Annotated in this window: 12 protein-coding genes; 4 read left to right on the forward strand and 8 right to left on the reverse strand. The window is 70.2% G+C overall.

Going from position 1 to position 14,099, the window contains the following annotated elements:
- Nucleotides 1-65 precede the first annotated feature (65 nt).
- The 4 genes from ACZ6R6_RS32525 to ACZ6R6_RS32540 all read right to left on the reverse strand — a co-directional run bounded on the left by ACZ6R6_RS32525 (nucleotide 66) and on the right by ACZ6R6_RS32540 (nucleotide 5,279).
- Nucleotides 66-941, reverse strand: coding sequence for a carbohydrate ABC transporter permease (locus tag ACZ6R6_RS32525; protein ID WP_451930181.1), 876 nt, complete (start codon nucleotides 939-941; stop codon nucleotides 66-68).
- A complete protein-coding gene (locus tag ACZ6R6_RS32530; RefSeq protein WP_470099834.1) occupies nucleotides 938-2,446 on the reverse strand; it encodes an ABC transporter permease in 1,509 nt (502 codons plus the stop codon). Before ACZ6R6_RS32530 ends, ACZ6R6_RS32525 begins: the two co-directional genes overlap by 4 nt.
- A gap of 12 nt (nucleotides 2,447-2,458) precedes the next feature.
- Nucleotides 2,459-3,787 carry an ABC transporter substrate-binding protein gene (locus ACZ6R6_RS32535; protein WP_470099836.1) on the reverse strand — a complete coding sequence of 443 codons (1,329 nt, stop codon included), beginning with the start codon at nucleotides 3,785-3,787 and terminating at the stop codon, nucleotides 2,459-2,461.
- Between the two features lie 232 nt (nucleotides 3,788-4,019).
- Nucleotides 4,020-5,279 carry an ABC transporter substrate-binding protein gene (locus tag ACZ6R6_RS32540; protein WP_470099838.1) on the reverse strand — a complete coding sequence of 420 codons (1,260 nt, stop codon included), beginning with the start codon at nucleotides 5,277-5,279 and terminating at the stop codon, nucleotides 4,020-4,022.
- Nucleotides 5,280-5,412: 133 nt separating this feature from the next.
- Between ACZ6R6_RS32540 and ACZ6R6_RS32545 the strand changes: the two genes are divergently transcribed.
- The 4 genes from ACZ6R6_RS32545 to ACZ6R6_RS32560 are packed head-to-tail and all read left to right on the forward strand — an operon-like array spanning nucleotide 5,413 to nucleotide 9,112.
- Nucleotides 5,413-5,919 carry a PadR family transcriptional regulator gene (locus ACZ6R6_RS32545; protein ID WP_470099840.1) on the forward strand — a complete coding sequence of 169 codons (507 nt, stop codon included), beginning with the start codon at nucleotides 5,413-5,415 and terminating at the stop codon, nucleotides 5,917-5,919.
- Nucleotides 5,916-6,668, forward strand: a complete 753-nt coding sequence (locus ACZ6R6_RS32550) for an ABC transporter ATP-binding protein (protein WP_470099842.1) — start codon at nucleotides 5,916-5,918, stop codon at nucleotides 6,666-6,668. The genes ACZ6R6_RS32545 and ACZ6R6_RS32550 overlap by 4 nt, the downstream gene beginning before the upstream one ends.
- Before the next feature lie 3 nt (nucleotides 6,669-6,671).
- Nucleotides 6,672-6,836: a hypothetical protein gene (locus tag ACZ6R6_RS32555; protein WP_470099844.1), complete on the forward strand. Its 165-nt coding sequence runs from the start codon at nucleotides 6,672-6,674 to the stop codon at nucleotides 6,834-6,836.
- On the forward strand, nucleotides 6,833-9,112 hold the full coding sequence (locus ACZ6R6_RS32560) for an ABC transporter permease (protein WP_470099846.1): 2,280 nt from the start codon (nucleotides 6,833-6,835) through the stop codon (nucleotides 9,110-9,112). Before ACZ6R6_RS32555 ends, ACZ6R6_RS32560 begins: the two co-directional genes overlap by 4 nt.
- 136 nt (nucleotides 9,113-9,248) lie before the next feature.
- On the opposite strand, the gene treS is transcribed toward ACZ6R6_RS32560, so the two are convergent.
- The 4 genes from treS to ACZ6R6_RS32580 form a co-directional block, all read right to left on the reverse strand.
- A complete protein-coding gene (gene treS / locus ACZ6R6_RS32565; protein WP_470099964.1) occupies nucleotides 9,249-10,937 on the reverse strand; it encodes a maltose alpha-D-glucosyltransferase in 1,689 nt (562 codons plus the stop codon).
- A gap of 671 nt (nucleotides 10,938-11,608) precedes the next feature.
- On the reverse strand, nucleotides 11,609-12,046 hold the full coding sequence (locus tag ACZ6R6_RS32570) for a hypothetical protein (RefSeq protein ID WP_470099848.1): 438 nt from the start codon (nucleotides 12,044-12,046) through the stop codon (nucleotides 11,609-11,611).
- Entirely contained in the window at nucleotides 12,036-12,287 is a 252-nt protein-coding gene (locus ACZ6R6_RS32575) for a hypothetical protein (protein WP_306858593.1), read from the reverse strand. The genes ACZ6R6_RS32570 and ACZ6R6_RS32575 overlap by 11 nt, the downstream gene beginning before the upstream one ends.
- Nucleotides 12,288-12,415: 128 nt before the next feature.
- Nucleotides 12,416-14,074, reverse strand: a complete 1,659-nt coding sequence (locus ACZ6R6_RS32580; RefSeq protein ID WP_470099850.1) for an asparagine synthetase B family protein — start codon at nucleotides 14,072-14,074, stop codon at nucleotides 12,416-12,418.
- Nucleotides 14,075-14,099 lie beyond the last annotated feature (25 nt).

A 14,099-nucleotide genomic window follows, 5' to 3' on the forward strand; every position in this document is an offset into this window, starting at 1 on the left:
TCGGCGTTTGAGGTCCGGTACGGCTCGCATCCGAAATCTGTGCAAGCCGTACCGGACCTGCCCCTTTATTTCACCGAGCCGGCCATCATGCCCTGCACGAAATACCGCTGGAAGGCGAAGAACAGCACCAGCGGGATGATCAGGGACAGGAAGGCGCCCGGCGCCAGGATGTCGATGTTGGTGCCGAACTGCCGCATCTGGGACTGCAGGGCCTTGGTCATCGGCTGGTTCTCGGTGTTGGCGAAGACCAGGGCGACGAGCAGGTCGTTCCAGACCCAGAGGAACTGGAAGATGCCGAGCGAGGCGATCGCCGGCTTGGCCAGCGGGAACACCACGGTCGAGAAGATCCTCCACTCGCCCGCGCCGTCCATCCGCGCCGCCTCCAGCAGCGAGGCCGGGATGCCCGCGAAGAAGTTGCGGAGCAGGAAGATGGCGAAGGGGAGTCCGAAGGCGACGTGGAAGAGCACCACGCCGGCGATGGAGCCGAAGATCCCGATCTTGCCGTAGAGCTGCGCGATCGGGATCAGCGCGATCTGGATCGGCACCACCAGCAGGCCGACCACCACCAGGAACAGCCCGTCCCTGCCGGGGAAGTCCATCCAGGCGAACGCGTAGGCCGCCATGGCCGCGATGCCGATCACGAGGACGGTCGTGGGCACCGTGATGAGCACGGTGTTCCAGAACGACGCGGTGAACCCGGTGGCCAGCAGGTCCCCGTAGCTCTTGAGGGTCAGCTCGGCCGGCTTGGTGAACACCGTCCACCAGCCGGTGGAGTTGTTGGCCGTCTCGTCGCGGATCGAGACCACGAACAGGCCGAGGGTGGGGACCAGCCAGAACACGCCGATCAGCACCATCGCCGCCTGGACCACACCACCGCCGACCCGGTCCACGACCCGGCCGAGGGCGCTGCGGGGCGGTGCGCCGAGAGTGGAGGTTGTCACTGGTTGTCCCTCCTGAACCGGCGGATGTTGAGAATCATGAAGGGCAGGACGAGGATCAGCAGGAAGATGGCCAGCGCGCTGCCCAGCCCCTGGTTGCCGCCGCCGCCGAAGGAGACCCGCCACATCTCCAGCGCGATCACGTTGGCCTGCGGCTGCACCGATCCCGGTGCGATGACGAAGACCAGGTCGAAGACCTTCAGGGTATTGATGATCATTGTGACGAACACGACCAGCAGCACCGGGGAGAGCAGCGGAACGGTGATCTTGCGGAACACCTGCCATTCGGTGGCGCCGTCGATGCGGGCCGCCTCCAGCGCGTCACGCGGGATGGCCGAGAGCCCCGCCGCGATCAGCACCATGGAGAAGCCGGCCCACACCCAGATGAACGCGCCGATGATCGCCGGAGTGATCAGTGTCGGGCCCAGCCAGGGGATCCCGTTGAAGGCCGCCTCGAAGTTCGACTGCGGCAGCCGTACGAGGTAGTCGCCCGGCGCGAGCCCGGCGAAGCGGAAGGTCCCGTCGGCCTCGGTGGTGGCGGTGCCCTTGACGGCGCCGTTCTGCACCGCCTCGACCGTCACTCCGGCCAGGGCCTTCTCGGTGCCGTCCACCTGGTTGAGCGCGCCGCCGCCGCCCTGGGTGAAGTCCACCCACACGGTTCCGGCCAGCTCGCCGGGGCCGGGCTGGACGGCCTTGGCCGCCGAGGCCGAGGCGAGGGTGTCGGGTTTGACGCCCACCAGCGGGATGAGCACGGCCTGCCCGAGCTTGGCGGGCTGCTTGGTCACCACCGCGCCCTGCTGGGCGGCGACCGGCGCCTGGTCGTTCTCCCTGGGACGCGCGTCCGGGTAGCCCGGGTTGGAGTCGAAGACGTCCTGGACCGAGGTGATCACGGCGTTGGCCACGCCCCGGTCGGGGTCCTGCTCGTACACCAGGCGGAAGATGACGCCCGAGGCCATCAGGGAGACGGCCATCGGCATGAACACGATCAGCTTGAACGCGGTCGCCCAGCGGATCCGCTCGGTCAGCACCGCGAAGATCAGGCCGACCACGGTGACCAGCGCGGGGGCCACCACGACCCAGATCAGATTGTTCCTGATCGTGGTCAGGGTGGAGGAGTCGCTGAAGATCGTGGCGTAGTTGTCCACGCCGACGAAGGTGTCGCCGGTGGCGTCGTAGAAGCTACGGAAGATCGAGTAGATGATCGGGTAGATCACCATCGAGCCGAGCAGGATCGCTCCCGGCAGCAGGAACCAGATCGCCAGCGTCGGCGGCGGTCCCAGCCGTGAGGAGGCGCCCGAGGTGGTCGCGGCGCCGGAGGCGGCCGGGGCCGCCGGTCCGGCCGTCGCGATCTCCGGCTTGGCGGCCGGCGCGTCGGCGTCCGCCGGGGTCGGCGGGGCGTCGCTCAGATCGAGGGAAGCCCCGGGGGTGTCGTTCGGTCCGGAGGAGGAGCCGCGGGCGGCGTCGCCGCCGCCACGCGGATCCTGCGGGCCGTCTAACCGGTCGGTCACGGCCTCTCCCCTTTACTTCCAGGCCTTCTTGGCCTCGTCCTCAAGCTTGGACTGGATGTCCTTGATCTTGGACGGGTCGCGGACGAAGTCCTGCAGGAGCTTCCACTCGCCCTTGCCGTCGGTGCCGCCGAAGGCGCTGGGCGCCAGGTCGGACATGTCGTAGCGGACGGCGTCACCCGCGGAGATGATCGTCTGGGCGAGCTTCTTGGTCAGCTCGCTCGGGTAGTTGTCGGGCGAGACGTTGCGGTTGGGAGACAGGTAGCCGGGGAGCTTGGCCCAGACCTCGCCGCCCTCCTTGGAGGCGAGGAACTCCAGCAGCGCCATCGCGCCCTTGGAGTCCTTCAGCGCCACCGCGATGTCGCCGCCCAGCACGACCGGCTCGGTGTCACCGGCCTTCGGGAACGGGAAGTACTTGGCCTCCTCGCCCAGCTTCGCGCCGGACTCCTCGGCCGTGGTGCCCACGAAGTCCGCCTCGATGACCATCGCCGACTTGTCCTGGCCGTAGACCTGGGTCACGCAGGTCGGGAAGTCGGTCTGCAGGGCGCCGGAGGGGCCGCCGAGCAGGAACTCCTTCTTGCCGACGAGCTGGCCGATCTTCTCCAGGGCGGTGGTCACGCTGGCGTCGGTCCACGGGATCTCGTGCTTGGAGAGCTTGGTGTAGTTCTCCGGGCCCGCGCTGGACAGGTAGACGTTCTCGAACAGGTCGGTCAGGGTCCAGCCGGACGCGCCGCACAGGGAGAAGGGCGGGGTGCCGGAGTCGGCGACCGCCTGGGCGGTCTTGACGAGGTCGTCCCAGGTGGCCGGCTGCTGCGCCCCGGCGTCCTGGAAGGCCTGGTCGCGGTACCAGATGAGCGACTTGTGGGCCGCCTTCACCAGCACGCCGTAGGCCTGGCCGTCGGCGGAGCCGAGCTCCTTCCAGTACGGGGTGTAGTTGTCGTCGATCTGCTTGAGCACCTCGGCGGAGAGCGGCTTGAGCGCCTTCTGGTCGGCGTACTGCTTGACCAGGCCCGGCTGGGGCAGGATCGCGATGTCCGGCGGGTTGCCGCCCTGGATGCGCGGGCCGAGGTAGGCGCCGGTGTCCTCGCCGGTGGAGGCGTAGGTGACCTTGGCGCCGGTCTTGGCCTCGAAGGCCTTGAGCACTTCCTGGAAGTTGGTCTGCTCGGGGCCGGTCCACTTGGCGGCGACCTCGATGGTCACGCCCTCAAGCGTCTTGGCCGCGGGGGCGGCGGCGGAGGAGCTGCTGCTCGCGGCGGGGGAGGCGGCAGTGTCGGGGCTCTGGCTGCACGCGGCGAGGGCGAGCGCGAGTCCCGCCGTCGTCACTGTCGCGATGGATTTACGCATGCTGAACGGACCTCCTGTGCTGTCAGGGCTCCCGGGTCGCTCCCGGGGCGGGGGTGACAGCTCAATGCGGACTGAGGATGGGGATGACGTTCGACCCGGACCGGGGGTGGGGATGACCCTCGGTCCGGAGCCTGGATGGGGATGACGTTCGACCGGGATCGGGAGTGGGGATGACTCCCGGTCCGGAGCCTGGATGGGGATGACGGTCTCACCCGGGGGGATCTCCCCCGGGTCACTGAGCCCGGATGATCTCGTTGAGCTGGCCTCTCATGGAGGCGACGACATCGTCGCCGGCCTCCTTGAAGGGTGGGGTGAGCGCGTTGGAGACCGCGCTGGCGATCACCAGGCTCACCTGGTTGTAGTTGGCACTCGCCGGTCGGGGTCGGGCAGAGAGGATGCTCTGCTTGAGGACCGGCAGGTAGGGGAAACGTTTGATCAGGCCGGGGTCGTCGTACAGCTCGGCCCACACGGGCGGGAACGAGCCGTCGGCGAGCACCCGGCGTTGGTTCTCCAGGCCGGTGAAGTAGCGGATGAACTCCACCGCCGACTTCTGCCGCTTGGAGTAGGCGCTGAGCGCGAGGTTGACCCCGCCCAGCGAGCTGGACCCCGGGCCGTTCAGCCCGGGCAGCCGGGTGACCCCGAACTTGTCGGCGACCGCCGAAGTGGTGGCCGGGCCGTAGGCGTGCGGCCAGTTGCGGGCGAAGGCCAGCCGGCCCTCCTGGAAGGCCAGCCGCGACTCCTCCTCCTTGAAGGAGAGCGACTCCCGGGGGATCCATCCCTCCCGGAAGCCGCCGGCCAGGAAGTCCAGGCCGGTCTTCGCCTTGGCCGCGTCCATGGTCACCTGCGTGCCGTCCTGGCTGAGGATCTGCCCGCCCGCCGACTGCACGGCCTCGGCGAAGTTGACGGTCAGTCCCTCGTAGGCGAGGAACTGGCCGGCGTAACCGCCGATGCCGTACTTGTCGTGCAGCGCGCGGGCCTGCTCGCGCAGCTCCGCCCAGGTCTTGGGCGGCTTGAAGCCCTGCTTGGCGAGCAGGTCCTTGCGGTAGTAGAGCAGCCCGGCGTTGCTGGTGTAGGGCACCGCCCAGAGCTTGTCCTGGTAGATCGCGGTGTCCACGACCGGCGGCAGGAACCGGTCCAGCGGGAACATGCCGCGTTCGAGCGGCAGGATCCAGCCGGCGTCGGCGAACTCCGCCGTCCAGACGACGTCGAGGCCGAGCACGTCGTAGCGGTCGCTCTTGGCCTGGAGGTTGGCGACCATCTGCGCGCGCTGTTCGTCGGCCGCCTCGGGGAGTTCGAGCAGGGTGACCCGCTCCCCCGGATGGGCCTCGTTCCAGCGGTCGAGCAGTGGCTGCAGGTAACCGGTCGTGTCGCGTCCCGTCACGAAGGTGATGGGGCCGCTCCCGCCGCCGGAGCGCTCCGTCTTCTGCGCCACCGCCGCCGAGCATCCCGCCGTCACCAGCACGGCGAGCGCGACGGGGAGCAGTCGGCGCATGGGGTTGCCTCCAGGTTTCGGAGCGGTTACATACGTGTTAGGTAGATGCATGCATGTTATGCACAGCGCTAATGTGGACGTCAACGGATAGACACATAACGCTCACGTAACGAGCACTCCGAGGAGGTGGGGCGTGAGGCTGTCGCTGTTAGCGCTCCTCGCGAAAGAACCTGCCCACGGATACGAGCTGAAACAGGCGCTGGAGCAGATATTCGGCAGCGCCTATCCGTCACCGAACATCGGGCAGATCTACGTCACGCTCAGCCGGCTGGAGAAGGACGGCCTGATACGGGTCGTCGACGTCGAACAGTCCAACCGCCCGAACAAGAAGGTGTACTATCTGACCGCCGCGGGCCGCGATGCCCTCGACGTGTGGGTGGACGAGCCCACCGAGGGGCCGCGGGTCCGGGACGAGTTCTTCATGAAGCTCGTGCTGGCCCCGATGACCGGCATCGCGGACCGGATGACGCTGATCAACCGCCAGCGCCGCCACTACCTCGCGCTCATGCGCGACCTCAACGAACTCGCTGAGCGGACCGAGCGGGGGGATCGCGTCGCGCTCCTGCTGATAGAGGGGGCCATGCTCCACCTGCAGGCCGACCTCGACTGGCTCGAACGCTGTCAGGAGGACCTGTCGTGAGCCCACCCCCGCCCCCCATCGTCAACACGGTCAACCTTGTGAAGGTCTATCAGAACGGCGGCGTCCCGGTGCACGCCGTACGGGGGGTGGACCTCAAGGTCGAGGCGGGGCAGTTCGTGGCCATCATGGGGCCGTCGGGGTCGGGCAAGTCCACCCTGGTGCACATGATCGGTGGCCTGGACGCCCGGACCAGTGGCGAGATCTGGCTGGACGGCAAGCGGGCCGACACGCTGAACGAGAGCGCCTGGGCGCTGCTGCGCCGGCAGAGGATCGGCTTCGTCTTCCAGTTCTTCAACCTGGTCGCCAACATGACCGTCGCCGACAACGTCGAGCTGCCCGCGCTGCTGTCCGGGGCCTCCCCGCGCGAGGCCCGGGAGCGCCGGGAGCAGCTGCTGGGGGAGCTCGGCCTGAGCGACCGCGCCGACGCCGCCCCCGCCCAGCTCGCCGGCGGCGAGCAGCAGCGGGTGGCGCTGGCCCGCGCGCTGGCCAACCGGCCGAGCCTGCTGCTGGCCGACGAGCCCACCGGCAACCTCGACAGCCGCAACACCCGCGACGTGCTCCGGCTCCTCAGCGAGGTCCACCGCGACGGCCAGACCATCATCCTCGTCACCCACGACGCCCGGGTGGCCAGCCTGGCCGACCGCGTGGTCTCCCTGCTCGACGGTGAGATCGTCGACGACGGCGCCGTCGGCGCGGGCCGCCGGCGTCCCAGGGCCACCGCGGGCGACGTCGTCGAGCTGAGGGGATAGTCGATGGGCACCACCTCTCCTCCCGGCACCCGCCGGGTGAGCACCGTCTCCTGTCCCGCCGCCCGCCGGGTGAGCGCCGTCTCCGGCACCCGCCGGGTGAGCACCGCCTCCGCCGCCCGCCCGCACCCGGTGGCGGGGCCGGAGCGGGGGCCGGGATCCCGGGCGTGAGCACCTTCAGGGCCTCGGTCAGATGGATCCGGGCCGACCTGCGGGTCCGGCGGGGACAGGCGTTGCTCACGGTGCTCGCGGTGGCCGGGATCGTCACGGCGCTGATCACCTCGGCGACGCTGCTGGAGGACGGGACCAACCCGTGGCGGGGGCTGTTCGCCGAGTCCCGGGGCGCGCATGTGTGGATCCACACCAAGGACGCCCCGGACGTGGCCGCGCTGTCCCGGCTGCAGGGCGTGGTCCAGGTGGCCGGGCCGTACCGGACGGCGCCCGTCATGCTCACGCTGGACGGCAAGAAGTCACCCGTGGCGCTGCGGGGGATGCAGGCGGCCCTGCCCTCCGTGGCCACGCCGCTGATCCGTGAGGGGCGGTGGCTGCGCTCCGGCGACGTCGACGGCGTCGTCGTCGAGCGCTCCTTCGCCAGGGCGCTCGACCTGCGGGTGGGCGGTCCCTTCCCCGTCACCGCGCTCAGCGGCGCCTCTTACCCCCTGACCGTGGTCGGCCTGGCCGACACCGCCGACCAGGGCTTCTACCCCGAGTCGACCCCCGGCCTGGCCTGGACGCCGACCGCCACCCTCGCCAGGATCGAGCCCGCGCTGGGCCGCAGCGAGTCGGTCACCGGACTGCGGCTGGCCGACGGAGAGGACACGCTGCCGGTCGTGCACGGCGCGGTCACCCTGCTGGCCGAGCAGATCCAGCGCATGTCCACCTGGCGCGAGGTCCGTGCCTCCATGGAGCTGGACAACCGGCTGCTGGGCCTGCTGCTGGCGCTGTTCGGGATCACCGGACTGGTCGCCGCGGCGCTGGCCATCGCCAATGTGGTGGGCGGCCGCGTGCTCGCCCAGACCCGCGACATCGCCACCCTTAAATCCCTCGGCTACACCCGCGGCCAGATCTTCGGCCTGCTCATGGTCGAACACGGCGCGCTCGGCCTGCTCGGCATCGCCGTCGGGCTGGTCTGCGGCCAGATCGCCGCCTCGTTCGCGCTGGCCGGCATGCCGATCCTGCCGCTCTCGTCGATCCCGCTGCTGGCGATCGTCGCCGGCACCGCCGCGGTGGTCCTGGTCGCGGTCGCCCTGCCCGCCTGGCGCGGCTGCCGCACCCCGCCGATCCCCGCGGCGCCGGCCGCGCCACCGCGGGGCCACCTGTCGCGGATGGCCAGGCTCGCCCTTCTCGTACGGCTGCCGCCGGCCCTCGTCCTGGGCACCCGCGACGCCTTCACCCGGCGCGTCCCGGCGTTCCTGAGCATCGTCGGCGTCGCCGTGCCGATGATGATGATCACGATCGGCCTCGGCTGCTGGGCCACGCTGGACGACTTCCTGCGCCATCCCGAACAGGTCGGCCAGGCGGCGGCGCTCATCGTCCGCCCGGACAAGCTCCCCGCCGAGGACGCCGCGCGCATCGCCAGGGCCGACCCGGAGGTGCGGGCCGTCTACCCGGGCAGCGAGGTGTCCGCGCTGGAGCCGGAGCAGACCCGGAGCGTGCTGGCCCGCGCCGTGGGCACCTCCGCCCAGCCCTACCCCTTCTCGGTGGTGGAGGGGCGGATGTTCGCCGGCCGGGGCGAGGCCGTCGCCGGGCAGGGGCTGCTCGACCTGATGGGGGTGAAGATCGGCGACCGGGTCCGGATGACGGTCGGCGGCACGCCGCTGATCGTGCACATCGTGGGCCGGGTGGTGGAGCCCGACCAGGACGGCGAGGTGCTCTCCCTCGGGCTGGACAGCCTGGCCGCCAAGGACGCGGTGCCCCCGCAGTTCTACAGCCTGGTGCTCAAGCCCGGGGCCGACCCGGCCGCGGTCCGGGCCCGGCTGCTGGCCGCCTCGGACGAGGGCCTTGAGGTGCAGCGGGTGGTCAACCCGGCCGAACGGCTCGCGGTCATCCGCATGGTGATCGTGGCGCTGATCGTCGTGCTGGCGCTGCTCGGCCTGGCCAACCTGCTGACCGCCAGCGCCCTCGGCCTGCGCGACCACGCGCTGGACCTGGCGGTGCTCAAGGCCATGGGGCTCACCCCGAGGCAGGTGGCCGCCACCCTCGTCACCGGCACCGGGCTGCTCGTCGTGCTGGGCGTGGTCGCCGGCACCGCGGCCGGGGCCTCGCTGGTCTCCGGCCTGATCGACCTGCAGGGCCACACCAGCGGCGTCGGCGCGGGCATCGGCCGCACCCCCTCGGCCCTGACGCTGCTGTCGGCGGTGCTGATGGCGGTGGGGGCGGCCCTGCTGGTGACGTTGATACCGGCCCGCAAGGCCGTACGCGCCCAGGTCCCGGTGACCGTCAGGTAGCGGCCCGGGTCCCGCTGTCGTCGGACGGAGGGGCCCGGACAGTCGTCGGACGGCCCGGATCCCGCCGCCGTCGGGCGCAGCGGCGGGCACGCGGAACGGCGCGGCACGGCCAGGCCGTGCCGCGCCGTCGCGGGTCTCAGCGGGTGTTGATGGAGAACCAGAAGAACCCGTGACCCGGCAGGGTCAGCAGGTAGGGCAGGGTGCCGATCTGCGGGAACGGCACGCCGCCCCGGGCCTCGACCGGCGTCATGCCCTCGAAGCGGCGCAGGTCCAGCTCCACCGGCTGGGGATACTTCGACAGGTTGTTGACGCACAGCATCACGTCGTCGCCGTCCTCGCGGATGAAGGACAGCACGGCCGGGTTGCCGGACCACAGCTCGCTGTAGACGCCGGTGCCGAAGACCGGGTGGTTGCGGCGGATCTCCAGCATCTTCTTGGTGAAGTGCAGCAGTGACGCCGGGTTCTTCTGCTGGGCCTCCACGTTGACCGCCTGGAAGCCGTAGATCGGGTCCATGACGGCCGGCAGGTAGAGGCGGCCCGGGTCGGCCTGGGAGAAGCCGGCGTTGCGGTCCGGGCTCCACTGCATCGGCGTGCGGACCGCGTCGCGGTCCTCCAGCCAGATGTTGTCGCCCATGCCGATCTCGTCGCCGTAGTACATGACCGGCGAGCCGGGCAGGGACAGCAGCAGCGCGGTGAACAGCTCGATCTGGTCGCGGTCGTTCTCCAGCAGCGGGGCCAGGCGGCGCCGGATGCCCAGGTAGGCCCGCATGCGCGGGTCCTTGGCGTACTCGGCGTGCATGTAGTCGCGCTCCTCTTCGGTGACCGTCTCCAGGGTCAGCTCGTCGTGGTTGCGCAGGAAGATGCCCCACTGGGCCTTGTCCGGGAGCTTCGGCGTCCGGGACATGATCTCGGAGATCGGCTCGCGGCTGCCCCGCCGCACGGCCATGAAGATGCGCGGCATGAGCGGGAAGTGGAAGGCCATGTGGCACTCGTCGCCGCCCACCGCCGGGTCGCCGAAGTACTCCACCACGTCCTCGGGCCAGCCGTTGGCCTCGGCCAGCAGCACCCGGTCGGGGTAGAGGCGGTCGACCTCGGCGCGGACCTTCTTCAGGTAGGCGTGGGTCTCGGGCAGGCCGGAGCAGTTGGTGCCCTCACGCTCGAAGAGGTACGGCACGGCGTCCAGGCGGAAGCCGTCGATGCCCAGGTCCAGCCAGAAGCGCAGGACCTCCAGCATGGCCTCCTGGACCGCCGGGTTGTCGTAGTTCAGGTCCGGCTGGTGGTGGAAGAAGCGGTGCCAGTAGTACTGCTTGCGGACCGGGTCGTAGGTCCAGTTCGACTCCTCGGCGCCGATGAAGATGATCGGCGCGTCGGGGTAGCCGGTGGGCTCGTCGGACCAGACGTAGAAGTCGCCGTAGGGGCCCTCGGGGTCGTGCCGCGAGGCCTGGAACCACGGGTGCTTGTCGCTGGTGTGGTTCATCACCAGGTCGGTGATGATGCGCAGGCCGCGCTCGTGAGCGGACTCGATGAGCTGCACGAAGTCGCCGAGGTCGCCGAAGTCCGGGAGGATCTTCATGTAGTCGGAGATGTCGTAGCCGCCGTCGCGCAGCGGCGACTCGTACAGGGGCAGCAGCCACAGACAGTCCACGCCGAGCCACTTGACGTAGTCCAGCTTCTCGATCAGGCCGCGCAGGTCTCCCGTGCCGTCCCCGTTGGAGTCCTTGAACCCCCGGACCAGCACCTCATAGAAAACCGCCCGCTTGTACCACTGTGGATCCGCCGAGACGAAGTCTTCGGCGACAGGCTCCAGGTAGGGGGATGGGTTCATCGTGTTCTCGCTCACGGTGAGAAAGGGCAGGACGAAGTCACCGGATAGTCCGGCTGATGATGTTTGGTGACCGCGCTGGCCGGAGCCGTCATCCCCACGTGCTCCATGCCCTCGGGCAGGCCGAATTTGTGATTCGGTCCTGTCCGTTGTGGCGCTTTCTGGGCCGAACACTACCAGCCGTTCGAGCGCGTCGTAGCCCCTGAACATCCCGTCTCGCATGTGCGGCGCGGAATCCCGGTGGGTATCGCGCCGCGCACTCGTAATCGCGCTGTCGCTTACCGTTCCACTTCGTGAAACACGTCACATACGGTTGCGGTGACCTGGGATTATGTCCGGAGAACGGGAGGGGTGCGCACACTGCGGCGAGCCACCCGGCTCCGCTCCACCGCCGCCGACCGGACGTCCGCGGCGGGAGGTCACCCGGGGCGCCTCCCCCGGACCACGGACCCGCCCACCGAGCCTACCTGCCCATACGCTATGGACCGCCGCCGTGTCGGCGGGCCGCTCAGTTCCGGGCCGTGCGGCCGCAGTCTCATGACGTGGGCCTCCAGGTGAGTCCCGGACACCGTGCAAGGAGGCCGTGATGCGATGGCGGTTTCCGGCCGGCCGGGTCGTCGCTGAAAGACGGCCACCCGGCCGGCGGCGCGGTGTGCGAGGCTTCGAGCCTGCCGTCAGTCGCCCAGGTCGGCGATCTCGACGACGGTGAGCCCTCCGGACAGGTCCTGGACGATGTCCTTCCACCGTGCGTAGTCGGCTGTCAGGACGGGGCAGCGGTGAAGCAGGGCCTCTGTCACGGCGTGGGCGTCCCATGAGGTGACACAGGACTCCACCTCGACCAGCACCTGCCCGACCTCGACGCCGTCCTTGAAGTCGCTCACGGTCGGCATGATGACGGAGTCCAGGCGGCACAGGCCGCTGACGACGGCCAGTTGATCGTGATTGCCGCCCAACTCGACCGTCGCGCCGGTGACGGACGTGGCGGGAATGATCAACGGCTTCCGGTCCGCGTCGAATCGCTGGATCAAGTTGATGATCCCGACGTCGCCGCGCGCGCACTCGGTGAGCACGGACACGTCCAGGACGAGGGCCTGCTGGACGTCATCCTCCATTGAGGATCTCGATCAGACGCTGGGCGCGGCGCTTGGCCTTCTCGACCTCTTCGGGGTTCTGCTGCGCTCTCTCCACCGCGGCCTTCCACGCGGCGTCGGCGCGGCGGTCGATGGTGATCTGCCGCTCCAGCGCCGCGTTCAGGTAAGCCGACACCGACTTGGCGCGCCCCCGGTTGACCTGCTCCTGCACATAGGCGAGAAGGTCTGCTTCCAGCGTTGCGGTAACCGGCTTGGTGGTCATATGAGCATCATATGTCATGGTCACGCTTAGCAAGCGTATCGTCACGCTCACGTGTTGTCAGAGAAAAGCCTCGTCTCCCACCTGGCGACGGCACGGTCCCCAGGCGCAGAAAGGCACGGCGAGGCCGGTCAGGACCAGGGGGGGGTGAGGGAGGGCAGGCGGTCCTCGTAGTCGCCCAGCCAGGCCCCGAACAGGACCAGGCTCCGCACCCAGAAGCGGTCGTTCCAGCCGTTGAACCGCGCCAGGGCGTCCGGGCCCTCGGCGACCACGCCGTGCAGCCGCTCCGACAGCAGCGAGGGCACGGCCTCCGCGACCCGCGCCAGCATCCGGTGGCCGTACTCCCGCGCGGGCGCGGCGGCCGAGCGGAGCGGGACCCGCTGGAGCGGCTGCTTGACCACGTTGGTGGAGGGCAGCGCGGCCACACGCGGGTTGGCCGCGTACAGGACCTCCCGGTAGAACCGCCCCTTGTCCTTGCGGGCCACGCCCACCGAGAGCGCGGCGTCGAAGAAGTCGGGATGGGTGAACGGCGCCGCGAACGAGACCTCGGGACCGACCAGGTTGACCGGGGAGCGGGCGATGCCCCGGGCCGTCCGGGTGTGCAGGACCGACAGCGGCAGCTCGGCCCGGTGCCCGTTGAGCATCGAGGTCGACTGGGCGAAGGCCGCCCTGACCGAGGAGGTGATCCAGTCCGACGCCTCCTCGGACAGGAACGGCACCGACGGGGTGCCCAGCGCCAGGGAGCCGAGCAGCGCCGCCTTCCGCTCCGCCTGCGAGGACGCCTCCAGGGCGGCCCCGCTGACCATGAAGTTCTTCAGCAGCGGGCCCCCGGCCAGCCCGTCCACCAGGGTCCGGCCGGCCCGGTGCACCTCGCGGGCGAACGGGGTGTACCAGGCGTGGTGCGGGGTGAGGAACTCCAGCCGCCGGGCGGCGGCCAGCGCGTCGTCGGGGTAGGCGGAGGCGTCCTGGGTGATCACGCGGTGCCGTACGCCCAGCTCGCGGGTTATCGCGCGGGCGAAGGCGATGTCGGTGTCGGTGCCGTCGTCGGGACTCGTCGTCCACGACTCCACGTCGGCGCCCCGCGTCACCGCGACCGAGCACAGCAGCCGCGAGTCGTAGCCGCCGCTGACCGGCACGAGCAGCGGCCGCCCGTCGAACTCCTTGTAGACCTCGTGCAGGATCTCCAGGATCTCCCCGGCCGTCCGGCCGGCCTCGAACGGCTCCTCACGCAGCCACCGGGGCAGCCTCCGGTCGGTCGAGATCCGGCCCGAGGTCCGGTCGAAGACCAGCGCGCCGGCTCCGGCCAGCCGCTTGACCTGGACGTACGGGGTGTCGTCGCGGAGTGGGAAGGTCAGCTGGATGATCGCCGCCCAGGCGTCCCAGTTGATCTCGTACGGCGTGCGGGCGAGGGCCAGCAGCGGCTCCAGCAGCGAGGAGAAGTAGACCGCCCCGTCCTGGAGCAGGTAGTAGACGTCCACCAGGCCGAGCCCGCCGGCGTGCAGCGTGATCCGGTCGCCGTCGTCGACCAGGCCGGGGGTCTCGTACCGCTCGGCCACGCTGATCCACGTCGCCGTCTCGGTGGGCCTGCGCTCTCCCCAGGCGAACGCCCAGGTCCGGTCGTCCCGGTGGTAGGGCGGCAGCGGGGAGGAGCTGAACAGCGCGGCCTCGGGCGTCCGCAGCGCGGGCCGCGCCCGTGGCCCGGCCCCCCGCAGCGTCTCCAGGGCGGCCTCGTCGAGGTGGCCGATGCCGCCGCAGACGTACGGTCTCACATTGAACGTCGGCCACTGCACCGTGCTGACTCCTCTGTGTCGCGAT

The organism is Streptosporangium sp. NPDC048886 (assembly GCF_055586905.1).

Coding starts and splice junctions, on each gene's coding strand:
- ACZ6R6_RS32535 (WP_470099836.1), bottom strand. CDS start 3,787: ATGCGTAAATCCATCGCGACAGTGACGACGGCGGGACTCGCGCTCGCC.
- ACZ6R6_RS32540 (WP_470099838.1), bottom strand. CDS start 5,279: ATGCGCCGACTGCTCCCCGTCGCGCTCGCCGTGCTGGTGACGGCGGGA.
- ACZ6R6_RS32555 (WP_470099844.1), top strand. CDS start 6,672: ATGGGCACCACCTCTCCTCCCGGCACCCGCCGGGTGAGCACCGTCTCC.
- treS (WP_470099964.1), bottom strand. CDS start 10,937: ATGAACCCATCCCCCTACCTGGAGCCTGTCGCCGAAGACTTCGTCTCG.
- ACZ6R6_RS32570 (WP_470099848.1), bottom strand. CDS start 12,046: ATGGAGGATGACGTCCAGCAGGCCCTCGTCCTGGACGTGTCCGTGCTC.
- ACZ6R6_RS32575 (WP_306858593.1), bottom strand. CDS start 12,287: ATGACCACCAAGCCGGTTACCGCAACGCTGGAAGCAGACCTTCTCGCC.